The organism is Microbacterium sp. SS28 (assembly GCF_022761035.1).
Lineage (GTDB): Bacteria > Actinomycetota > Actinomycetes > Actinomycetales > Microbacteriaceae > Microbacterium.
The window spans coordinates 243,391-264,614 of the sequence record NZ_JAKWJP010000004.1 but is presented as its reverse complement, the minus strand read 5'-3'; the positions used below and the strand labels follow the sequence as shown (position 1 = coordinate 264,614).

Sequence of the window (21,224 nt, the reverse complement as noted above, 5' to 3'; positions counted from 1 at the left end):
CTGGGGTAGGTGAGCACACCGACCCCAGCCGAGCGACGCCCGCGACGGGACGCGCGAGAGAATCGCGCCGACATCCTCGCTTCGGCGACCGAGCTCATCGCGCGCGACCCGCACGCCTCGGTCGACGCGATCGCCCGCTCGGCGGGACTCTCGCGGCGGGCGCTGTACGGGCACTTCGACGACCGCGACGCCCTCGTCCGCGAGGTCATCGCGGTCGGCGCACAGCGCTTCAACGACATCGCCCTGCGCATCGACGACCCGGATCCCCGCGTCGCGCTCGCACGGCTCGCATCGCTGCTGTGGCGCGAGGCCGCGCACGTGCAGGTCGCGGCATCCATCGCCCTCGACGAAGTCCACGTGCAGGAGACCGCCGACGCCCTCGCGCCCGTGCGCCGCCGGGTCGCCGCGATCGTGGCGACGGGACAGGCGGACGGCTCGCTGCGCACCGATGTCGTCGCACCGACGCTCGCGCGGCTCATCGAAGAGACCGCGCGCGCCGTCATCACGCGCATGGACGCGACCTCGACCGAGGCGCGGTCGCTCGCCGTCCGCGCCGTGCTGAGTATCGCGGGACTGTCGTGGACCGAGTCGGCCGCGCTGTTCGCCACGCATCCCTCGCTGCTCGAGGAGGCCTGATGCGCGTCGAAGCAACGGGCGTCTCGAAGGGACGCAAGGGCATCGCGCTGCCCGAGACGAGCCTCGCCTTCGCATCCGGCAGCGCCCGGCTCGCGATCGCCGAGACAGAGCAGCGCCCGACGATCCTCGGGCTCATCGCCGCGGGGCGCATGCGCCCGGATACCGGCACGGTGCTGATCGACGGCGAAGTGGATGCCGCGGCAATCCGCCGCCGCGTCGCGCTCGTGGACGCGCCGGACGTCTCGGATCCCGCGCCGGACGTCGCCGTCGCGGGCATCGTCGCGGAGGAGCTCATGTTCTCGGGCCGGCGCTCCGACCCGCGCTCCGCGCTGCGGTGGCTCGAGCAGCTCGACGCGCGCGACCTCGCGCGCATCCCGATCGCCGATGTGGACCCTGCCCGGCGGGTGCGGCTGCTCCTCGAGCTCGCCGTCCTGCGCGAGGGCGTCGAGGGTCTCGTCCTCGTCTCGCCCGATCGCCACGGGGGCGACCCGCGCGAGTGGTGGCAGCTCGCGCAGGAGTTCGCGGCGCGCGGGTACGCCGTGCTCGTCGTCGCGGGGCACGCTTCGGCGATCGTCCTCGCGGCCCAGCCGCACTCGAAGGCGCCTGCCCAGCGCGCCCGCGCGACCCGCTCCGGCGCGAGCCGCAGTCGCGTGCGGGCGACCGGCGCCCTCGCGGCGCGTGGGGGCCGGTCGTGAAGATCCCCGCCATGATCGCGGCCGAACTGCGCCGCCTGACCTCCACGCGCATGTCGGTCATCGCGCTCGTCGCCCTCGTGCTCGTGCCCGTCCTGTACGGCGGGCTCTACCTGTGGGCCAATCAGGATCCCTACGCGAGCTTCGACCGGATCCCGGTCGCGCTCGTCGAAGCCGACACGGGAGTCGCGGCATCCGGTGACGAGCCGGCCGCCGACTACGGCAAGCAGATCGCGGACGAACTGCTCGACGGTGCCGCCTTCGACTGGCGGCCGATGTCGACCGCCGCGGCACAGGACGCGCTCGAGGCCGGGACCGTCGACTTCGCCGTCGTCATCCCAGCGGACTTCTCGGACGCCCTGGCCTCGGCCGCCGGTGACGACCCACGGCAAGCCACGATCCGCCTCGAGACGAGCGACGCGAACAACTATCTCGCCTCCACGATCGGCGCGCAGGCGGTGGAGAAGATCCGCGCCTCGGTCGCGCGGCTCGTCGGCGAGCAGGCCGCGGGCCGGCTGCTCGACGGCCTCGCCGACGTGCGCGTGCAGCTCGGCACCGCCGTCGACGGGGCGTCCCAGCTCGCGGACGGCGCGGTGCAGGCCGTCGACGGCGCCGCGCAGCTGCAGAGCGGCGCGGGACGGCTCGCCGACGGCACGGCGACGCTTGCCGCCGGCGCCCACGACGTCGCGTCCGGAGCGCAGCAGGTCGCAGCGGGCACGCAGACGATCGCGGGCTACGCCGACCGTGCCGGCACGGCGGTCCAGAGCGCGACCGACGCGCTGCCGCGGGCACGCGCCGACATCGCGGCGGCCCTCGCCGACCAGGGTCTCGACCAGACCGACATCGACGCCGTGCTCGCCCAGCTCGATCCGCTCGCGGCCGACCTCCGGCAGGGCAACGACACCGTCCAGTCGGCGGTCGGACGCGTCGACGCGCTCGCCTCGGGCGCGGCGCAGGTCGCCGCGGGCGCCGGGCAGGTCGCGTCCGGCGCCGACTCCGCCGCGAACGGCTCCGCGCAGCTGAGCGGCGGCGTCGCGACGCTCGCCGACGGCCTCGGCACCCTCGCCGACGGCACGGCGCAGCTGCGTGACGGGCTGCAGACGGGGGTCGACGGCATCCCGGATTCGACGGCGGATCAGCGCGAGCGACAGGCGCAGACGATCGCCGACCCCGTCGCGGTCGCGTCCGACGAGCTCACGGCCGCGGGGGACTACGGAGCGGGCCTCGCGCCGTTCTTCGCCGCCCTCGCGGGGTGGATCGGCATCTACGCGCTGTTCCTCATCGTCAAGCCGGTCTCGCGGCGCGCCGTGACGGCACTGCACTCGCCGATCCGGGTCACGGCGGCGGGATGGCTCACGCCGGCCCTTCTCGGCGGCATCCAGATGATCGCGCTGTTCGGCGTGCTCGCCGTCGCGCTCGGCTTCTCGTTCGCCAACCCGCTCGGCACTCTCGGGGTCATGGTGCTCGCCTCGTTCACGTACGCGGCGGTGATCCTCGCGCTCAACGTGTGGCTCGGCTCGGTCGGGCAGTTCCTGGGGCTCGTCCTGATGGTCGTGCAGCTCGTGACGGCGGGCGGGACGTTCCCGTGGCAGACGCTGCCGGAGCCCCTGAGCTCGCTGCACCATGTCCTGCCGATGGGCTACGTCGTCGACGCCATGCGCCAGCTGATGTACGGCGGCGCGTTCGAGCGGGCGGGCATGGACGTGCTCGTGCTGGTCGGATGGATGCTGGCGGCGCTTGCGATCGCAGCGCTCGGGGTCACCCGGATGACGCACTTCCGCACGCTCCGCGACCTGCAGCCGAGCCTCATCGGCTGACGAGGTTCACCGTTGCGCGAGCGGCGGGATACGATTTCCCACGGTGCCTGCGCGACCCGAGAGCGTGGAACCCCGGGTCGCGTCGCGTGAGACGCCGTCTCGGCATGCGTCACGCCGAAGGACACTTCAATGTCGAAGACCGCCACGGGGCCCGTCCCCGTCTCGCCGCGAAAGCGCTCCCGCGCGCGCACGATGGGGCTGATCGCGTACGCGATCCTCGCGGGCATCGTCGTCATCGCGCTCGTGGCGGTCGGCGCCGTCGCCTGGACGATCCAGCGGTCGTTCCCGCAGCTGTCGGGAGAGGTCGCCCTCGCGGGTCTCGAGAACGAGGTCACGGTGCAGCGCGATGCGCTCGGCATCCCGGTCATCACCGCCGAGACGACGCACGACCTCTTCTATGCGCAGGGCTTCGTGCACGCGCAGGACCGCTTCTGGGAGATGGACTTCCGCCGTCACGTGACGGCGGGTCGCGTCTCGGAGCTGTTCGGCGAGTCCCAGCTCGCGACGGACAAGTTCCTGCGGACGCTCGGCTGGCACGACGTGGCCGAGCAGGAGGTCGAGGCTCTCGACGAGACCGTGCGCGGCTACTACGACGCGTACGCGGAGGGCGTCAACGCCTACCTCGCCGACCACGACGGCTCAGCGGTCTCGCTCGAGTACGCCGTGCTGGGACTGCAGAACCCCGACTACGAGATCGAGCCGTGGACACCCGCCGACTCCGTCGCATGGCTCAAGGCGATGGCCTGGGACCTCCGCGGCAACATCGAGACCGAGACCGAACGCGCGCTCATGGCGCCCGACTTCACGCCCGAGCAGATCGCCGAGCTGTACCCCTCATATCCGTTCGACCTCAATCCCGTCATCGTGCCGAAGATCACGCCGGTGGACGGTGCGATCGCGCCCGTCGGCATGATCGAGCACACGGATGCCGCTCCCCGAGCCGTGACGGCGTCGGTGCAGTGGCAGGAGGTCGAGGGCGTCGTCGAAGCAGTGTCGGCGCTCGTCGGAGACGTCGGAGAGGGCATCGGCTCCAACTCGTGGGTCGTCTCGGGTGCTCTCACGGAGTCCGGGATGCCGCTCCTCGCGAACGACCCCCACCTCGGCGCCGACATGCCGAGCGTGTGGCACCAGATCGGGCTGCGCTGCGCGACAGTCAGCGAGGCGTGCCCCTTCGACGTCGCCGGGTTCGGCTTCTCGGGACTGCCGGGCGTCGTGATCGGCCACAACGCTCACATCGCGTGGGGGTTCACGAACCTCACGACCGACGTCACCGACCTCTACATCGAGAAGGTCGAGGGCGACGAGTACTGGCGCGACGGCGTCCTCCAGCCCCTCGACGTGCGCACCGAGACGATCGCGGTCGCGGGCGGCGACCCCGTCGAGCTCGAGATCCGCTCGACGGTGCACGGGCCGATTCTCTCGGGCCTCACGCCGGACTTCACCGCGATGGCCGCCGATCCGTACACGGGGACCGGCGGGATCGTCGTGACTCCCGCCGACCCGCCGGCCGGCGAGTACGCCGTGAGCCTGCAGTGGACGGCGCTGCAGCCCGGGACGGCGGCATCCGCCATCTTCGATATGGGCCTCGCGCAGGACTTCACGGGCTTCCGCGCCGCTGCCGCGCTCTTCGACGTGCCCGCCCAGAACCTCATCTACGCCGACACGTCGGGCAACATCGGCTACCAGACGCCGGGACGCCTGCCGATCCGCGGGGCGGGCGACGGCTCACTGCCGCAGCCGGGCTGGGACTCGACCTACGACTGGACGGGCTACATCCCGTTCGCCGAGCTCCCGGTCGCCTTCAACCCCGACGAGGGGTACATCGTCACGGCGAACAACGCGATAGTCGGACCCGAGTACCCGTACTTCCTCACGAACGACTGGGACTACGGCTGGCGCGCCGCCCGCATCGGCGAGCTCATCGAGCGCAAGGCAGCGAAGCACAAGCTGACCGCCGACGACATGCGCGACATCCAGTCCGACCAGCAGTTCTGGATGGGCATCCGGCTCGCCGCCGCGTACGACGGCTTCGAGACCGGCGAGGCCGACGTGGATGCCGCGATCGACCTGCTGCGTACGTGGGACGCGCAGAACGCGGGCGACTCGGCGGCCGCCGCGTACGCGAACGTGCTGTGGGACGAGCTCGTGCAGAACCTCTTCGTGCGGGGGCGCGAGGCGGCGGCGCCGCTCGCGGGCCAGGGCCGGCTCTTCCTCGTCGTCGGCGGCCTCCTCGAGAACCCCGACTCGCCGTGGTGGGACAACACGGGGCTGGACGTCTCGGGGCAGCAGGAGATGCTCGAGCGCACCGCTGAAGGCGCCTACAAGCGGCTCGCGAAGCTGCAGGGCGACCGCCCGGACCGCTGGAACTGGGGCGACCTGCACGCCCTGACACTCACGAACGGCACGTTCGGCGAGTCCGGCGTGAAGCCGATCGAGTGGCTCTTCAACCGCGGGCCGTACGCCGTGGGCGGCGGCGGATCCGTCGTCGACGCGACGGGATGGACCCTCGGCGAGGGCTTCGAGACGGTCACGGTGCCCTCGATGCGCATGGTCGTCGACCTCGCCGACTTCGACGCGTCCGGGTGGAACCATCTGACGGGAGCGAGCGGGCACGCCTTCCACGCCGACTACACCGACCAGACGTCGGCGTGGCAGCAGGCCCAGCTGACGCCGTGGGCGTTCTCGCCCGACGCCGTGGCCGCCGCAGCGACGGATACCCTGACGCTCGTCCCGGCATCCTGAGCCCGCTCTCCGAGAACCGGCCCAGACCGCACGAACGGCGGCGCGAGCGGCCGGCGATCCGCCGTTCGTGCGGCCTCAACGCGGTGTGGAAGGCCCGAGGACGGATGCCGCGGCTCAGCCGCCCGCGGCCGGCGGGGTCTCGGTCTGCTCGGCGAGCTCGTCGACGTGGAGCGAATGCCGTGCGATCGTGCCGTTGCGATAGGCCTGCCGGCCGACCATGTGCGCCGACAGCGGTGCCGTCGCGAACTGGATGAGCACGACCGGCACGAGGAACGCCACGACGGGCCACGACCGCAGCGAGAGCGCGATCGCGAGGCTGATGAGCACCATGCCGAGCACCTGCGGCTTCGTCGCGGCGTGCAGCCGCGTCGGCACGTCGCGGAAGCGCAGCAGCCCGACCGCTGCGCTCAGGCACAGGATCGCGCCGAGCAGGATCAGCACGAGCGCGATGACGTCGATGACTTCGGTCATGACTCGTCTCCGTCCCGGCGGGCGACCCACCGCGCGATCGAGATCGACCCGAACACTCCGACGGCCGCGATGATGAGCAGCACGGGGAGGGTGCGCGTGTGGTGATTGATCGCCATCTCGGCTCCGAGCGCGCACATGACGAGGGTCAGCAGCACGTCGGCGGCGACGGCGCGGTCGAGGATCGACGGTCCCTTGACGATCCGCCACAGGGTCAGCAGCGCCGAGGCCGCGAAGATGACTGCGATGACGCCGATGAGGATGCTCGTCACGAGGCACCACCCCGCTCGGCGGCGGCGATCCGCTCGACCTGCGCGCGCGATCCCACGGCCCGGACGATGCGAGCCTCCCAGTGCAGAACGCTCGCGCGCTGCCGCTCGACGTCCCGGTCGTCGCGCACGCCGATGACGTGCAGATACAGGATGCGCCGATCGCGGTCCGCGTCGACGATGAGGGATCCGGGGATGAGGGATGCCGTGACCGCCGTGTGGGTCATGATGAGGTCGTCGTCGATCCTCAGGTGCACCGCGATGATCGCCGCCCCGGGTTGACGGCGGAAGTCGAAGACCTGCCACGCGACAGTGAGCGATCCCTGCACGAGCGCGACGAAGAACTCGAGCAGGAAGAGGATGCCCCACCCCGGGCTCACGCGCCCCGACAGCTCGACGGGCGGCAGCCGGAAAACCCGGGTCACGAAGATGGCGGCGATGACGCCTGTGACGAAGGAGACGACCGTGAGCTGGCCCCACAGCAGCATCCAGAGAGCGACAAGCCAGACGACGAACGGCAGCTGCCGCCACACCGTGGTCGCGAGCCGCCGCGCGCCGACGCGCGAGTCGGGGCTCATTGCCCGACCTCGTCCTGCAGCTGCGAGAGACTGACCGGCTCGAGCAGCGAGGCGCCGATCCGCTCGCAGATGTCGTAGAGCGGACCCGCGAAGATCGTGAGCGCGACCGTCACGGCGACCATGCCGGCCGTCGCGAGCGTCATCACGCGCGGGATGACGCGCCGCTCGGTCTCGATGGCGGCGGCGGGCGCGGCGCCGAGGTACGAGATGCGCGACTCGGTCTCGGCCGAGTCCTCCTCTTCGCGCCAGAACGACAGGTTCCACGCGCGCATGAGGGCGTAGAGCGTGAGCAGGCTCGTCACGATGCCGCCCACGATGAGGACGAGCATGATCGGCGTGCCGACCTTCGCCGCCGCGTCGAAGAGCGCGAACTTGCCGATGAAGCCCGAGAACGGCGGAAGCCCCCCGAGGTTGATGGCGGGGATGAAGTAGAGCACCGCGATGACGGGGGCCGCGCGCATGAGGCCCGTGACCCGCAGGATCGACGTGCTGCCGGCGCGGCGCTCGACGAGGCCCACCGCGAGGAACAGCGTCGTCTGCACCACGATGTGGTGGACCATGTAGTAGATCGTCGCGCCGATCGCGGCGGGCGTCGCGATCGCGAGCCCGAAGACCATGTACCCGATGTGGCTCACAAGCGTGAACGACAGGATGCGTTTGAGCTCCGCCTGCGCGACGGCGCCGAGAACCCCCACGATCATGGTCGCGAGCGCCACGATCATGAGGAGCATGTTGACGTCGCTCTCGGCGAACAGCTGCGTCTCGGTGCGGATGAGGGCGTAGACGCCGACCTTCGTGAGGAGTCCCGCGAAGACCGCCGTGACGGGTGCGGGAGCCGTCGGGTACGAGTCCGGGAGCCAGAACGACAGCGGGAAGACGGCGGCCTTGATGCTGAACGCGAGCAGCAGCATGAGGTGCAGCAGCAGCTGCGTGTCGGGCGGGAGCTGCGTCATCCGCTCGGAGATCTGCGCCATGTTGACGGTGCCGAGCGCGCCGTAGATCATCGCGATCGCAGCGAGGAACAGGATCGACGACACGAGCGATACGACGATGTAGACCACGCCCGTGCGGATGCGGGACTCCGTCGAGCCGAGCGTGATGAGCACGTAGGACGCGACGAGGAGGATCTCGAACCCGACGTAGAGGTTGAACAGGTCGCCCGCGATGAAGGCCGTGAAGATGCCCGCCGCCAGGATCAGATACGACGGGTGGAAGATCGAGACGGGGGTGTCGTCGTCGCCGTCTGCGGCGCCCTGACTGACCGAGAAGAGCAGGACGGCGAGCAGCACGATGCTCGAGACGACGACGAGCAGCGCCGCGAGGCGGTCGACGTAGAGCACGATCCCGAACGGGACGGGCCACCCGCCCACCGAGACGGCGAGCGGCACGCCGCCCGTGTCGACGACGTACAGCAGGATCGCCGCGATCACGAGGACGAGGCTCAGCGTCGCGATCGAGACGCCGACCTGGATGCGACGGTGGCGGCCCGCGATGAGCGCGAGCGCCGCACCGAGCAGCGGGAGGGTCGTCAGGAGCGGGACGAGTGCCGTCATGCGCCGTCGCCTCCGTCCTTCGGGGGCCTGCGGTCGGCGAGGCGATCAGAAGGGGCGTCGTCGAGGAGAGAGGGGATGTCGCGGCTGCCGAGCACCGTGATGGGCGCCGTGTCGACGCCCACGAAGTCGGTCGCCACATCCTCGGTCACGATCTCGGCCTCTTCGTCCATCGTCTCCTCTGCCGCGAGGCGTCGCCCGCGCAGCGCGAGGTCGGTCTCGTCGTCCGTCACGGTGTCGGCCTGGCCGAGCTGCCACGACCGGTAGATGAGCGCGAGCAGGAAGGCTGAGACGGCGAACGTGATGACGATCGCCGTGAGGGTCAGGGCCTGGGGCAGCGGATCGGACACTGCACCCTCCGCGCCGTAGAACGGCGCCGAGCCGGGCTGACCCATGACGATGAGCAGCAGCAGGTTGGCTGCGTTGCCCAGCAGGAGGAAGCCGATGAGCACACGCGTGAGGCTGCGCTCGAGCATCGCGTAGACGCCGCACGCGAAGAGCACGGCCATGATCACGATGAGGACGAGCGAGACGGTCATGCGGCACCCGCTCCCACACCGGCCGCGCGCAGCTCGAGCGTCTGGCGATCGACCTCGGCGCCGAGACTGCGCAGCACGTCGAGCACGAGTCCGATCACGACGAGGTACACGCCGATGTCGAAGATCGTCGACGTCACGAACTCGATGTGGCCGATGCCCGCGAGTTCCAGCTCGAAGAACATGCTCTTGAGCGGCGGCAGCCCGAACAGCAGAGGCGCCATGGCGCACAGCACGGCGATCGTCATGCCGGCGCCGAGCAGGCGGCCCGCGTCGGTGGGTGCCGCGGCGCCGAGCTCGTACCGCCCGCCCGCGACGTAGCGCATGACGAGGGCCATGCCCGCGACGAGGCCTCCCGCGAACCCGCCGCCCGGCAGGTTGTGGCCCGCGAAGAGCACGAACAGCGAAACGATGATGATCGTGTGGAAGAGGATCCGCACGATGACCTCGAGCATGATCGAGCGGTTCTCGGGCCGCACGCGCTGGCCGCCGACGAGCCAGGCCCGCGGGCGATGGCTGAGGTCGGCGGTCTGCGGCCGCACGCCGTCCTCGGTCTCGACGAGCGGGCGCCGCGTGCGCGAGGCTGCGAATGGCAGCGGCGCCGTCAGGGTCGAGAGCGTGTCCGAGCGGTGTGTCACGAAGACGAGGGATGCCACGCCCGTCGCCGCGACGATGAGCACCGAGAGCTCGCCCATCGTGTCCCACCCGCGCAGATCGACGAGGGCGACGTTGACGACGTTCTTGCCGTGCCCGAGCCCGTACGCGAGGTCTGTCCACGCCGTCGAGATGGGCTCGGCGGTGCGTGCGCCCGTCGCCGCGAGGGCGACGACCGCCATCGTGAGCCCGACGCCGACGCCGAGCACAGCGCGCGCGATCGGCGCGACGGAGGCGTTGTGGTCGCCGAGGCGCGATGGGATGCGGCGCAGCACGAGGGCGAAGGCGACGAGGGTGACCGTCTCGACGAGGATCTGGGTCAGGGCGAGGTCGGGCGCACCGCTGGTCGCGAAGAGCACGACCATGCCCAGGCCCGTCACCGAGACGAGCACGACCCCCGTGTAGCGCTTCCGGGCTCGTGTCGCGATGATGCCCGCCGCGATCATGAGCGGCGCGACGAGCAGCTGCGCGGGGGTCTGGTAGGCCTCGAAGTCCGCGCGCCACTCGTCCCCGGCGAGCAGGACCGTGCCCTCGGCCGCGACGAACACGACGAAGATCGTGCCGACGTAGAGCGGCAGTGAGCCGCGCTGTGTGAAGGTCGTCGTCAGCACCGAGACGCGCGCGACGCCGCGCAGGGTCGCGTTGTAGGCGTCCGCGGCCGTGAAGGGCAGGATGCGAGCGATCACGACGCGACGCGTGATGGCGAAGACCCCGACGCCCGCGACGATCGTGAGCAGCGAGATCCACAGCGCCGGCTCCAGGCCGTGCCACAGCGCGAGGTGGGCGGTGTGCTCGGGAGGGGCGACGCCGGGCGTCGATGAGGGCGCCGTGTCGGCGTACGGCGCGAGCACGAGGTCGAGCAGGGGGGCCGCGAAGCCTGCGACGACAGTCAGGCCGGAGAGGACGACGGGGGCGCTGAGAAAGCCGATGGGCGGGTCGGGCCACTCGGTGTCGGGCATGCGTGTGCCCTCGGCGTCGCGCTTGGTGGCATACGCGCCCCACAGGAAGCGCAGGCCGTAGCCGGCCGTCAGCACCGAGCCGAGCACGACGCCCGTGAACGCGACGATGCCCCATACCGAGCCGTGCGACGCCTCGTAGAGCAGCGCCGTGAGGGCGCTCTCCTTCGCGACGAAGCCGATCGTCGGGATGATGCCGATCATCGAGGCGACCGCGATCGCAGAGAACGTCGCCATGACGGGCGCCTGACGGGCCACGCCGCTCAGTTCGCGGATGTCGCGCGTCGACAGCTGACGGTCGATGACGCCGACGACGAGGAAGAGGCTCGACTTGAAGAGCGCATGCCCGATCAGCAATGCGAGACCCGCGAGCGCGGCATCCCTCGTTCCGAATCCGAGGACGACAGTGAGGAGTCCGAGCTGGCTCACGGTGCCGAAGGCGAGGATGCGCTTGAGGTCGAACTCGCGCAGCGCCTGCCATCCGCCGAGCAGCATCGTGAAGACACCGAGCGAGACGACGATCGGCCGCCACGGCGGTGCGATCGCGAAGACGGGTGCGAGCCGCGCGATGAGATAGATGCCGGCCTTGACCATCGCCGCGGCGTGCAGGTAGGCGCTGACGGGAGTCGGAGCGGCCATCGCGCCGGGGAGCCAGAAGTGGAAGGGGAAGATCGCCGACTTGCTGAGGGCCCCCACGAGGATCAGCACGAGCGCGGCATCGACGACCGAGCCCGTCGGAGCCTCCGCGAGGATCGTCGACAGGCTCGAGGTGCCCGCCTCGACGACGAGCAGCACGACGCCGATCAGCATCACCAGTCCGCCGAGGGTCGTCACGAGGAGTGCCTGCAGGGCTGCGCGGCGGCTCGCGCCGCGCCGGTGGTAGTAGCCGATGAGCAGGTACGACAGCACGCTCGTGATCTCCCAGAACATCACGAGCACGACGAGGTCGTCGGTCAGCACGAGGCCGTACATCGCGCCCGCGAAGGCGAGCAGCACCGCGGCGAACTGCCCGACGCCCTCGGCAGTGCCCGCACCGGGAGCGGGACGGAAGTACCAGCGGCAGTAGAGCATGACGAGCGCGCCGACGCCCGTGACGATGAGCGCCATGACCCAGCCGAGCGTGTCCATGCGCATCGAGAGCTGGATGCCGAGAGCGGGGATCCACGAATACGTCTCGAACGGCGTGTCGCCCCGCAGCACGGCGGGCGTCTCGATCGCGGCCTGGATGAAGGCCAGGACGGGCAGCACGGCCGCGACGTAGAACGCGCGCGCACCGATCCGTCCGACGAGCCACGGCAGGAGGATGGGCACCACCGCGAACGCGCCGAGGAGGATGAGCATGCGCGGCCTCCTCGGGGGTCGCGGCCAGGGGCGCGGGCGTTCGGGGTCTCGTCCAGTCTACCGGCGAGCGGGGCGGCGGCTCTTCGCGGGCGACATCCGAGAGGTCATCGAGGCGGTTCCGCCGTCGTATTCCCCTCGCGGAATTCACACGTGAAGCTGATGGATGCCGCGGTGTCGCCGCGCAGCATCGCGACGACCGCCTGGCCCGCCGCACGGCCCTTGTCGACCATCGGCTGCACGATCGTCGTGAGCTCGTACGGCGCGAGACCGTCCACGACGATGCCGTCGAATCCCGTGACGCTGACGTCCTCGGGCACCCGGAGCCCCGCTTCCTCGGCGGCGCGGATGACGCCCGCCGCGAGCAGATCGCTCTGTGCCATCACGGCGGTCGGCCTGTTCTCGCGGTCGCGGAAGATCACGCGGCCGGCCGCCAGCCCCTCGTCGATGAAGCTCCCGGCCGCGGCGTAGGCCGGTGCACCCGGGAACACGTCCCGCGCTCCGCGCAGGCGGTCCCGCGTGACGTCGACCGTGACGTGATCGGATTCATCGATCCACCCCCCGGGCCACTCGCTGCGGACGGGCAGCGCGACGATCACGACGCGCTCGTGGCCGAGACCGCGCAGATGGTGGGCCGCCTGACGCTGAGCCTCACGGTTGTCGAGCCCGACGCGAGGGATGCCCTCGCCCGCATCGCCTTCGATCACGACGACCGGGATGCCGCGGGCCCGGACGACGTCGAGCGACTCGCGCAGGAGCCCGCTGCACCCGACGAGCACGGCGGCGTCGACGGGCGCGGACGTGAGCGACGGCGCACCCGCCTCGCCCCGATCGCGCAGGAGGAGCAGTCCCGCGCCCATCCCTGCGACGCTCTCGGTGAGGCCGTCCATCATGAGGATCTTCACGGGGTCCTGGAAGGCCCGGCCGAGGTGCTCCTCGAAGACGACCCCGACGATGCCCGAGCGACCGCGGCGCAGCGACGCCGCGCGCGGATCGGGACCCGTGTAGCCGAGGGACTCGGCGGCGGCGAGCACCCGCTGTCTCGTGGCATCCGAAACGGGCGTCTTGCCGCTGAAGACGACGGATGCCGTCGACGGCGAAACCCCTGCTTCGCGGGCGACGTCGGCGATGGTGGCGCGGCGGGTGCTCATTGCGCTCGATAGTACTCGGCCGGTTTGGCGTACGTCGAATCGATTCGATACCATGCTCTGATGGACACCGCGCTCGCCCGTCGCCAAATCGTCGCCTGGCGCACGGCCATCTTCGTGATCTTCTTCGCGATGGGCCTCGGTTTCGCGACATGGGCGTCGCGCGTCCCGTCGGTCAAGTCGAACCTCGGCATCAACGACTTCGAGGTCGGCATCCTGCTGTTCGCATCCGGAGCGGCGTCGATCCTCGGCCTCTCGCTCGCGAACGTCATCCTCGCCCGCTGGGGTGCGCGACGCGGCCTCCTCGTGGGTCTCGCGATCTTCACCGCCGGCATCCTCGTCGTGGGCGCCGGCGCCGACTCCACGGCCCTCTTCTCCGTCACGGCCGTGGGCCTCGCGCTCATGGGCCTCGGCATGGGAGCGACCGACGTCATGATGAACGTCGAGGGCGCCGCGGTCGAGCAGGCCACGGGCAAGACGATCATGCCGCTGTTCCACGCCTTCTTCAGCTTCGGCACGGTCGCCGGCGCCGCCGTCGGCGTCGCGATGACGGCATGGGGCATCGGCGTCGCACCCCACCTGTGGACGATCGGCGCCCTCGTGGTGGCGGGCGGAGCCCTCGCCGTCATCTTCGTCCCCGTGCGCGAGGCGAACGACGACACGGTGGCCGACGCGCCCACGCGCCGCGAGCGCTTCGCTGCGAGCGTCGCCGTGTGGCGCGACCCGCGCACGTATGCGATCGGCGCGGTCATGCTCGGCATGGCATTCGCCGAGGGCGGCGCGAACGACTGGCTGCCGCTCGCCGTCGTCGACGGGCACGGGGGCACCGAGGCGCAGGGCGCGATCGCGCTCACGGTGTTCTCCATCGCGATGACGGTCGTCCGGGCGCTCGGCGGCCCGCTCGTGGATCGCTTCGGCCGCGTCTGGACCCTCCGGATCCTCGCCATCACGGCGTGCACGGGCCTCGTCCTGTTCATCCTCGCTCCGTCGACGCCCATCGCCCTGATCGGCGTCGCGCTGTGGGGAATGGGTGCGTCGCTCGGCTTCCCGCTCGGCATGTCGGCCGCCGCCGACGATCCCGCGAAGGCCGCGGCATCCGTCAGCGCCGCCGCGACGATCGGGTACATCGCCTTCCTCTGCGGCCCGCCCATCCTCGGGTGGGTCAGCCACGAGATCGGGCTGCTCCCGACGCTGTGGATCCTCGTGGGCCTCATCGCCCTGTCGGGCTTCGCGTCCGGCGCTGCCAAGCCCATCGCCGGCTCCAAGGTCGGCGCGGGGCATCCGTCGGCGCACTGACCCTCGCCGCGGACCGGCGCGGCTAGGCTCTTCGGATGCGCCTGGTCATCGCCCGCTGCTCCGTCGATTACTCGGGTCGCCTCAACGCGCACCTTCCGCTCGCGACCCGGCTGCTCGTGCACAAGGGCGACGGCAGCCTGCTCGTGCACTCCGACGGCGGCTCGTACAAGCCGCTGAACTGGATGAGCCCGCCGTGCACGCTGACGGTCGAGGCTCCGGATGCCGAGGCCGCCGACGAGGGGATCGTCGAGCTGTGGCGTGTCACGCACGCCAAGACGGGCGACGCCCTGCTCGTGCGCATCCACGAGGTCATCCACGACACCTCCCACGAGCTCGGGGTGGATCCGGGACTCATCAAGGACGGCGTCGAGGCGGATCTGCAGCGCCTCCTCGCCGAGCAGGTCGAGGTCATCGGCGACGACCTCGCACTCGTTCGGCGGGAGTTCCCGACCGCGATCGGGCCCGTCGACCTCATGCTGCGCAGCGTCGAGATCGAGTTCGCGGCCGGCGCCGTGCGCCACGTCGCCGTCGAGGTCAAGCGCAAGGCCGGCATCGACGCCGTCGAGCAGCTGACGCGCTACCTCGAGCTGCTCAACCGCGATCCGCACCTCGCACCCGTCCGCGGTGTGCTTGCCGCCCAGAGCATCGCCCCGCAGGCCAAGACGCTCGCGGGCGATCGCGGCATCGACACGGTCCTGCTCGACTACGACGCCATGAAGGGCGTCCAGAGCGGAACCCCGACCCTCTTCTGACGCTCACCGGCCTCAAAGCCCTGCGGCCCGTCCCTCTAGGCTGAACGCATGCCGATGCGATCGCCGTGGACCTGTGTCCTGTGGGATGTCGACGGAACCATCGTGGATGCCTCGGACGGAATCCTGCGCCGCCTGAAGATCACACTCGAGCACTTCGGCAAGAAGCCGCCCACGCGCGCCGAGCTCGTGCACTGGATCGGGCCGCCGATGTACGACTCCTTCCAGGTCAACGTCGGCATGACGCCCGCCGAGTCCACAGAGGCCGTCTCGTTCTACCGCACCCTCGGCAGGGCCGACGGCTACACGACGGGCGCGAAGCTCTTCCCCGGCGTCGGCGAGCTCATCGCCGAGCTCGGCGCGTGCGGCGTTCCGCAGGCGACCGCCAGCTCGAAGCCCGAGATCCAGGTCGACGCCCTCATGGACCACTTCGGGCTCGCGCCGCACCTCGCTGCGATCGTCGGGGCGACCCTCGATGAGCGCACACTCAGCGCCAAGTCCGACATCGTCGCCGAGGCGCTGCGCAGGCTCGAGGCATCCGGCGCCGACATCAGCCGACCCGTCCTCGTGGGCGACCGCCACCACGATGTCGAGGGCGGCGCCGTCCACGGCGTCCCCGTCATCTTCGTCCGCTGGGGATTCAGCTGGCCGCACGAGTCGGACGGTGCGCAGGCCGCCGTCGACGACGCCACCGAGCTCCGAGCCCTCCTGCTGGTAGACGACACGAATGCCTGAACTCATCGCGAGCGCGCTGGGGTGGATCATCCCCGCGCTCGTGGTGTTCGGCGTCACGGCGCTCCTCGTCGTCGTGACGACCTGGCTCGTCCGCCGCGCGCGCCGGTCGCCGCGCGCCCGGGCCGCGGCGCTCGCGGACCGCGAGCGCGCCGGCGCCTCGCTCGTGCGCCTCGACGATGCCGTGGCCGAGCTCGAGCTCGAGGTTGGGCTCTCGGGGGCGCTCTACGGCGGCGAAGCCCCCACGTCGCTGCGCCGCGCGCGGCTCACGGCGCAGCACGCGCGCGACCGCGCGTTCGAGGACTATCGCGCGACCGGGACACCCGGCGTCGCGCCGGACCTCGTCCGCAAGACGGCGTCCCGCATCGAGCGGACGGTGGCCGAGTCGCTCGGCACGATCCAGCGGGCGCGCGCCGAGCACGCGGCCTGGATGCAGGCGAACGTGTCGGCGGCGCAGCAGCTCGTCAGGGAGCAGCAGCGCCTGACCGCGCTGCGCGCGTCGATGGGCGATCCCCGCCGGCTCGTCGCAGAGCTCGAGTCCCGCTACGCCGAGGACGAGTGGCGGGATGCCGCGCGCGCGGCAGAATCGGCGATGTCCGAGGCGGATGCCGCCGAACGCATACTCACCCGCGCGGCCGAAGAGGCGAGCGATCCCTCGCGCACCGCCCTTGCCGACCTCGCGGCGGCAGAGCGCTCCCTGCGTCTCGCCGAGGTCGACGCGCGCACGCTCGAGGAGACGCACCGGCTCGTGACGCAGGCCTCGCAGGCCATCCCCGGAGAGTTCGACGCGGCGCGCGCGGCGCTGCGCCAGGCGATCACGATCGCGGAGCATCTCGAGCCCGGCGACGCCGCCCGCCTGCAGACCGAGGTGCGAGCGATCACGGAACAGCTCGACGCCCTCCAGACCGACGCGGCCCGCACTCCGACGCGGACGATCGACCGCATCGCACGCCTGCGCGATCGGCTCGATCTCGCGCTGGGCGATGCCCGCACGGCCCAGCAGCGACTCCGCGGCGCACGCACCGCGCTGCCCGGTACCCTCGCGGCAGCGCGGGCCGCGATCGCGCAGGCCGAGGCATCCGTCGTCCATGCCCACTCCGCATCGGCGCGACTGCGGCTGCTGTCGGCGCAGCGGGATCTCGCCGACGCGCGCCAGGCGCAGGATCCCGTCTCGGCGCTCGACGCGGCCCGCCGCGCGATGCGCGAGGCCGAAGACGCCAAGGCACTGGCCGATTACGACCGCGCCGGGGCTCGCTGATGCGCGTCGTCGCACGTCTGCCGGGAACCCTGACCCTCGTCGGCCTGCTCCTGGTCGCCGGCGTCGTGTGGCAGGGCCTGTGGCGCCCGTTCGAAGAGAGCACCGTCTTCGACGCCGTCGCGTACGGACTGCCGGCGTTCACGGCGGGCCGCTGGTGGACGCCCGTGACGGGCACGTTCTTCGTCGATCAGCCGTGGGTCTACGTGTTCACGCTCGCGAGCTTCGGGGGAATGGCCTACCTCGAGCTGCGCCGCGGGACGCGAGTCGCGCTCGCGTACTTCGCCGTCGGCCAGCTCTTCGCGGTCCTCGCCTCCGCCCTGCTCCTGCTCGTCCTCTCACCGCTGCCGTGGGTGTGGGCGCAGGAGCAGGCGCTCGCGCTCGATGTGGGCCCTTCCGGCGGGACGCTGGCGTGCATCGCCGCCGCGGTCGGGCTGCTGCGCCAGCCGTGGCGCGTGCGCGCGTGGCTCGTGCTGCTGGGCGCGGTGTTCGTCGCGCTCTTCTTCTGGGGCGCCCTCGCCGACCTCGAGCACGCCCTCGCGGTGCTCCTCGTGCTCTTCGTCGACCGCTCGCTGCGCATCCAGCGCACGACGATCCGCGAGCAGCGCCTCATCGCGTTCGTCGTCGCGCTGACCCTGGGCGCGGTCGAGCTCATCACGGTGCTGGTGCCGACGGACGGGATGTTCGGGCACACGGATGCCGTCGGCGGGCCCTGGATCGATGTCGCGATCGATGTCGTGGTGGTGCTCTTCTTCGCCGACGGCCTGCGACGCGGCCGCCGCTGGGCGTGGGGGTGGACGCTCGCGTACGCGCTCCTCAACATCGCGACCGCGATCCTCATCGTCGGGATCCTCGTGAGCCCCTTCGCCGACGATCTCCGCGACTCCGTCGGCGACACGAGTGTGACGCTCGCGACCTCGGCACTGTGGCTCCTCTTCTTCGTGTACCTCGTCTGGGTCCGCCGCGCCTTCCGCGCGCGGCGCCGCGGCGCGCTCGGCATCCCGCCCGCTCCCTCGATCGCCGACGTCAAGGCCGAGTTGCGGCGCACGGGCGGCGGAACCCTGTCGTGGATGACGACGTGGGACGGCAACAGCTACGCCCGCACGACGAACGGGATCGTGGCGTTCCAGCGCCGGTCCGGCGTCGCCCTGGCACTCGCGGACCCGCTCGGGCCCGAGGCATCCCGCGCCGCGTCCGTCCGGGAGTTCATCGATGCGAGCGAGCGCGCGGGACTCGTCCCCTGCTTCTTCAGCGCCGGCGGGGCGACGAAGGACGCGGTGCCGGCCGGATGGCGCAGCCTCGTGGTCGCGGACGACACGATCGTCGATCTTCCCGGTCTGCAGTTCACGGGCAAGAAGTGGAACTCGGTGCGCACCGCGATCAATCGCGCGGGGCGCGAGGAGATGACGTTCCGGATGACGCGGCTCGCCGACGAGCCGTGGGGCGTACAGCAGCAGCTGCGGGCGATCTCCGAGATGTGGGTCGGCGACAAGGGCCTGCCCGAGATGGGCTTCACGCTCGGCACGCTCGACGAGGCCATGGACCCGGAGGTGTGCCTCGCCCTCGCGATCTCGCCTCGCGGCGACGTCGACGGCTTCCTGTCGTGGCTGCCTGTCTACGGCGCCGACGGGGGCGTGCGCGGCTGGACGCTCGATCTCATGCGGCGCCGCGAAGGCGGCTTCGGACCCGTCATGGAGTTCCTGATCGGCTCGTCCGCGCAGCACTTCTCCGAAGCGGGCGCCGAGGTGCTCTCACTCTCGGGTGCACCCCTGACACACGAGCACCCGCCGGATGCCGGTCCCATCGCAGACCTCACCGACAAGCTCGCCGGCATCCTCGAGCCGGTGTACGGCTTCCAGTCGCTGCACCGCTTCAAAGAGAAGTTCCACCCTCGGTACGAGACGATGTACCTCCTCTATCGCGACGAGAGCGACCTCACGCGCATCGGCGCCGCGCTGACCCGAGCATTCCTGCCGGATGCGACACTGCGGCAGTTCGCGGGCGCGGGACTCGAACTCGTCCGCGGCGACAAGGACTGACGAGGCGCCACCCGGGAAACACGAAAGCCGCCGTTCCGCAGATGCGGTCCGGCGGCTTGGGTGCGCTGCTCAGAGGGGGCGGATGTTCTCCGCCTGAAGGCCCTTGGGGCCCTGGGCGATCTCGAACTCCACGCGCTGGTTCTCCTCCAGCGCGCGGTAGCCGCCGGCCTGGATGGCGGTGTAGTGCGCGAAGACGTCTGCGCCACCCTCATCCGGCGCGATGAAGCCGAAGCCCTTCTCGGAGTTGAACCACTTGACGGTGCCCTGCGTGCTCATGAAATGCCGTTCTTCGCTCTTTACGCCGGCAAAGATTTGATGCCGACCCTTACCACGTTATCGAAGCCAGACGAAAACGCGCCAATCCGGTTTCCGAAGGTGACACAAACGTTGCAGCGGTCACCGAGGCTGAATTCCGCCTGCGACCGGGTGAATCGTGGGCACGACCATCGAACGCCCGGGCCGAGCAGAGCTCAAAAGGCCCGGGCGCCGACGGATCCCCCCGGATAGGCCACGCCGAAGCGCGACACCGACACTCTACCGATATATCGGTCGATCAGGAGGAGTCTCCCCGCCGACGTACACTTGTCCACGCCATGACCATCGCTCCGCTCAGGCCCGTGAATCCGCACGGGAAGGTCCTCGGCGACGAGGTGCACAGCGCCATCGGCGAGGCGATCCTCGACGGTCGCCTCCAACCGGGCGCCCACCTTCGCGACCACGAGCTCGCAGGATGGCTCGGCGTGTCCCGCACGCCCGTCCGCGAGGCGTTGCAGCGTCTCGAGCGCACGGGCCTCGTCGAAGTGGCGCCCAACCGCTACACGCGCGTGTCGATCCCTGACGCGAAGCTCATCGCAGAGACGCACGAGTTCGCGGTCTTCGCCCTCGGCAACGTCGTCCACATCGCACTGAGCCGCTGCTCCGACGAAGTGCTCGCCGAGGCGCTCGCCGACATCGACACGATCATCGCGGCATCCCGCGTCGACGATCACGCGGCCGTCATCGACGCGAGCGCCGACCTGTTCGAGGCAATGACCCTCGCGACCGACAATCGGGCGTTCCGTCGGCTCATGGACGAGGCCGAGATCGCGATCCGTCGCAATCTGCGCGGCTGGAATCCGCTTCTGGAGTGTCCCATCGCGCGCACGGACGCCTACCTCGCCTTCCGCAGCGCCGTGGCCGCACGCGACGGCGATGCCGCCGAGCGGGCGCTGCGCGCCGTGCACGGCCTGGCCTGAGGGTTCACGTGAGCGAGAGGGCTCGCTACGGTGGGCGCGTGGCCCACATAGAGCTGCGCGAGCTGGACGACGACGACCTCGACGCGATCTTCGAGATGATGCGCGACGCCGAGGCCGTCGAGATGGCCGCGTTCACGGCATCCGACCCCGACGACCGGGCTGCCTTCGACGCGTGGATCGCGCGCGAGCGCGCGTCGACGGATGTCGCGCTGCTCGTCGTCACCGAGCGCGGCGGGTTCGCAGGAACCGCGGGGGTGTTCACCGTGGACGGCGACCGCGAGGTGACGTTCTGGATCGCGCGGCACGCGTGGGGCCGCGGCGTCGCGACCGCGGCGCTGCGCCTGCTGATCGCGCGCGAGCCGATCCGGCCGCTCTTCGCCCGCACCGCGGTGCACAACGCCCGGTCCCTCGCGGTGCTCGAGCACTGCGGCTTCACCGAGGTGTCGCGGACGCTCTCGTATGCGCCGGGCGTCGGCCGCGACGTGGAGGAAGCGCTCCTGACGCTCGTGCCGGCTCTCGACGGGGCCTGAGCGC

The 21,224-nt window shown here is 71.1% G+C and carries 19 protein-coding genes; 11 read left to right on the top strand and 8 right to left on the bottom strand.

Annotated elements, in window-relative coordinates:
* The first annotated feature begins 9 nt into the window (after positions 1-9).
* The 4 genes from MJ607_RS12830 (at position 10) to MJ607_RS12815 (ending at position 5,887) form a co-directional block, all read left to right on the top strand.
* On the top strand, positions 10-636 hold the full coding sequence (locus MJ607_RS12830) for a TetR/AcrR family transcriptional regulator (protein WP_243075985.1): 627 nt from the start codon (positions 10-12) through the stop codon (positions 634-636).
* On the top strand, positions 636-1,331 hold the full coding sequence (locus MJ607_RS12825; RefSeq protein ID WP_243075984.1) for a hypothetical protein: 696 nt from the start codon (positions 636-638) through the stop codon (positions 1,329-1,331). Before MJ607_RS12830 ends, MJ607_RS12825 begins: the two co-directional genes overlap by 1 nt.
* A complete protein-coding gene (locus MJ607_RS12820; protein WP_243075983.1) occupies positions 1,328-3,145 on the top strand; it encodes a YhgE/Pip domain-containing protein in 1,818 nt (605 codons plus the stop codon). The genes MJ607_RS12825 and MJ607_RS12820 overlap by 4 nt, the downstream gene beginning before the upstream one ends.
* Positions 3,146-3,274: 129 nt before the next feature.
* Positions 3,275-5,887, top strand: a complete 2,613-nt coding sequence (locus MJ607_RS12815; RefSeq protein ID WP_243075982.1) for a penicillin acylase family protein — start codon at positions 3,275-3,277, stop codon at positions 5,885-5,887.
* Positions 5,888-6,001: 114 nt separating this feature from the next.
* On the opposite strand, the gene mnhG is transcribed toward MJ607_RS12815, so the two are convergent.
* From mnhG to MJ607_RS12780, 7 genes are all read right to left on the bottom strand, one after another.
* Entirely contained in the window at positions 6,002-6,358 is a 357-nt protein-coding gene (gene mnhG / locus MJ607_RS12810; protein ID WP_243075981.1) for a monovalent cation/H(+) antiporter subunit G, read from the bottom strand.
* Positions 6,355-6,627 carry a monovalent cation/H+ antiporter complex subunit F gene (locus tag MJ607_RS12805; RefSeq protein WP_243075980.1) on the bottom strand — a complete coding sequence of 91 codons (273 nt, stop codon included), beginning with the start codon at positions 6,625-6,627 and terminating at the stop codon, positions 6,355-6,357. The genes mnhG and MJ607_RS12805 overlap by 4 nt, the downstream gene beginning before the upstream one ends.
* Complete coding sequence (locus tag MJ607_RS12800) at positions 6,624-7,202, bottom strand: Na+/H+ antiporter subunit E (protein ID WP_243075979.1); 579 nt, start codon at positions 7,200-7,202, stop codon at positions 6,624-6,626. The genes MJ607_RS12805 and MJ607_RS12800 overlap by 4 nt, the downstream gene beginning before the upstream one ends.
* Positions 7,199-8,755: a Na+/H+ antiporter subunit D gene (locus MJ607_RS12795; RefSeq protein WP_243075978.1), complete on the bottom strand. Its 1,557-nt coding sequence runs from the start codon at positions 8,753-8,755 to the stop codon at positions 7,199-7,201. The genes MJ607_RS12800 and MJ607_RS12795 overlap by 4 nt, the downstream gene beginning before the upstream one ends.
* Positions 8,752-9,291, bottom strand: coding sequence for a Na(+)/H(+) antiporter subunit C (locus MJ607_RS12790; protein ID WP_243075977.1), 540 nt, complete (start codon positions 9,289-9,291; stop codon positions 8,752-8,754). Before MJ607_RS12790 ends, MJ607_RS12795 begins: the two co-directional genes overlap by 4 nt.
* Positions 9,288-12,239: a Na+/H+ antiporter subunit A gene (locus tag MJ607_RS12785; protein WP_243075976.1), complete on the bottom strand. Its 2,952-nt coding sequence runs from the start codon at positions 12,237-12,239 to the stop codon at positions 9,288-9,290. The genes MJ607_RS12790 and MJ607_RS12785 overlap by 4 nt, the downstream gene beginning before the upstream one ends.
* Before the next feature lie 104 nt (positions 12,240-12,343).
* Positions 12,344-13,387: a LacI family DNA-binding transcriptional regulator gene (locus MJ607_RS12780; protein WP_243075975.1), complete on the bottom strand. Its 1,044-nt coding sequence runs from the start codon at positions 13,385-13,387 to the stop codon at positions 12,344-12,346.
* Positions 13,388-13,447: 60 nt separating this feature from the next.
* On the opposite strand from MJ607_RS12780, the gene MJ607_RS12775 reads away from it, so the two are divergent.
* From MJ607_RS12775 to MJ607_RS12755, 5 genes are read left to right on the top strand one after another with little or no spacing between them, the layout of a single operon-like run.
* Positions 13,448-14,680: an MFS transporter gene (locus tag MJ607_RS12775; protein WP_243075974.1), complete on the top strand. Its 1,233-nt coding sequence runs from the start codon at positions 13,448-13,450 to the stop codon at positions 14,678-14,680.
* A 35-nt stretch (positions 14,681-14,715) separates the two neighbouring features.
* Positions 14,716-15,432 (top strand): endonuclease NucS, encoded by a 717-nt coding sequence (nucS, locus tag MJ607_RS12770; RefSeq protein ID WP_243075973.1) that lies wholly within the window; start codon positions 14,716-14,718, stop codon positions 15,430-15,432.
* Positions 15,433-15,480: 48 nt separating this feature from the next.
* Complete coding sequence (locus MJ607_RS12765) at positions 15,481-16,164, top strand: HAD hydrolase-like protein (RefSeq protein WP_243075972.1); 684 nt, start codon at positions 15,481-15,483, stop codon at positions 16,162-16,164.
* Positions 16,157-17,419 (top strand): hypothetical protein, encoded by a 1,263-nt coding sequence (locus MJ607_RS12760; protein WP_243075971.1) that lies wholly within the window; start codon positions 16,157-16,159, stop codon positions 17,417-17,419. The genes MJ607_RS12765 and MJ607_RS12760 overlap by 8 nt, the downstream gene beginning before the upstream one ends.
* Positions 17,419-19,455 carry a bifunctional lysylphosphatidylglycerol flippase/synthetase MprF gene (locus MJ607_RS12755; RefSeq protein ID WP_243075970.1) on the top strand — a complete coding sequence of 679 codons (2,037 nt, stop codon included), beginning with the start codon at positions 17,419-17,421 and terminating at the stop codon, positions 19,453-19,455. The genes MJ607_RS12760 and MJ607_RS12755 overlap by 1 nt, the downstream gene beginning before the upstream one ends.
* 69 nt (positions 19,456-19,524) lie before the next feature.
* On the opposite strand, the gene MJ607_RS12750 is transcribed toward MJ607_RS12755, so the two are convergent.
* On the bottom strand, positions 19,525-19,731 hold the full coding sequence (locus MJ607_RS12750) for a cold-shock protein (protein ID WP_243075969.1): 207 nt from the start codon (positions 19,729-19,731) through the stop codon (positions 19,525-19,527).
* Between the two features lie 317 nt (positions 19,732-20,048).
* Here MJ607_RS12750 and MJ607_RS12745 point away from each other — a divergent pair, with 317 nt between their 5' ends.
* Both MJ607_RS12745 and MJ607_RS12740 read left to right on the top strand, forming a co-directional pair.
* Complete coding sequence (locus MJ607_RS12745; protein ID WP_243075968.1) at positions 20,049-20,690, top strand: GntR family transcriptional regulator; 642 nt, start codon at positions 20,049-20,051, stop codon at positions 20,688-20,690.
* 38 nt (positions 20,691-20,728) lie between these two features.
* Complete coding sequence (locus MJ607_RS12740; protein WP_243075967.1) at positions 20,729-21,220, top strand: GNAT family N-acetyltransferase; 492 nt, start codon at positions 20,729-20,731, stop codon at positions 21,218-21,220.
* Positions 21,221-21,224 lie beyond the last annotated feature (4 nt).

What these genes read in the sequence shown, in the direction of transcription:
- MJ607_RS12825 (WP_243075984.1), top strand. Translation starts at nt 636, where the DNA reads ATGCGCGTCGAAGCAACGGGCGTCTCGAAGGGACGCAAGGGCATCGCG.
- MJ607_RS12815 (WP_243075982.1), top strand. Translation starts at nt 3,275, where the DNA reads ATGTCGAAGACCGCCACGGGGCCCGTCCCCGTCTCGCCGCGAAAGCGC.
- mnhG (WP_243075981.1), bottom strand. Translation starts at nt 6,358, where the DNA reads ATGACCGAAGTCATCGACGTCATCGCGCTCGTGCTGATCCTGCTCGGC.
- MJ607_RS12800 (WP_243075979.1), bottom strand. Translation starts at nt 7,202, where the DNA reads ATGAGCCCCGACTCGCGCGTCGGCGCGCGGCGGCTCGCGACCACGGTG.
- MJ607_RS12795 (WP_243075978.1), bottom strand. Translation starts at nt 8,755, where the DNA reads ATGACGGCACTCGTCCCGCTCCTGACGACCCTCCCGCTGCTCGGTGCG.
- MJ607_RS12790 (WP_243075977.1), bottom strand. Translation starts at nt 9,291, where the DNA reads ATGACCGTCTCGCTCGTCCTCATCGTGATCATGGCCGTGCTCTTCGCG.
- MJ607_RS12785 (WP_243075976.1), bottom strand. Translation starts at nt 12,239, where the DNA reads ATGCTCATCCTCCTCGGCGCGTTCGCGGTGGTGCCCATCCTCCTGCCG.
- MJ607_RS12780 (WP_243075975.1), bottom strand. Translation starts at nt 13,387, where the DNA reads ATGAGCACCCGCCGCGCCACCATCGCCGACGTCGCCCGCGAAGCAGGG.
- MJ607_RS12775 (WP_243075974.1), top strand. Translation starts at nt 13,448, where the DNA reads ATGGACACCGCGCTCGCCCGTCGCCAAATCGTCGCCTGGCGCACGGCC.
- nucS (WP_243075973.1), top strand. Translation starts at nt 14,716, where the DNA reads ATGCGCCTGGTCATCGCCCGCTGCTCCGTCGATTACTCGGGTCGCCTC.
- MJ607_RS12765 (WP_243075972.1), top strand. Translation starts at nt 15,481, where the DNA reads ATGCCGATGCGATCGCCGTGGACCTGTGTCCTGTGGGATGTCGACGGA.
- MJ607_RS12760 (WP_243075971.1), top strand. Translation starts at nt 16,157, where the DNA reads ATGCCTGAACTCATCGCGAGCGCGCTGGGGTGGATCATCCCCGCGCTC.
- MJ607_RS12755 (WP_243075970.1), top strand. Translation starts at nt 17,419, where the DNA reads ATGCGCGTCGTCGCACGTCTGCCGGGAACCCTGACCCTCGTCGGCCTG.
- MJ607_RS12750 (WP_243075969.1), bottom strand. Translation starts at nt 19,731, where the DNA reads ATGAGCACGCAGGGCACCGTCAAGTGGTTCAACTCCGAGAAGGGCTTC.
- MJ607_RS12745 (WP_243075968.1), top strand. Translation starts at nt 20,049, where the DNA reads ATGACCATCGCTCCGCTCAGGCCCGTGAATCCGCACGGGAAGGTCCTC.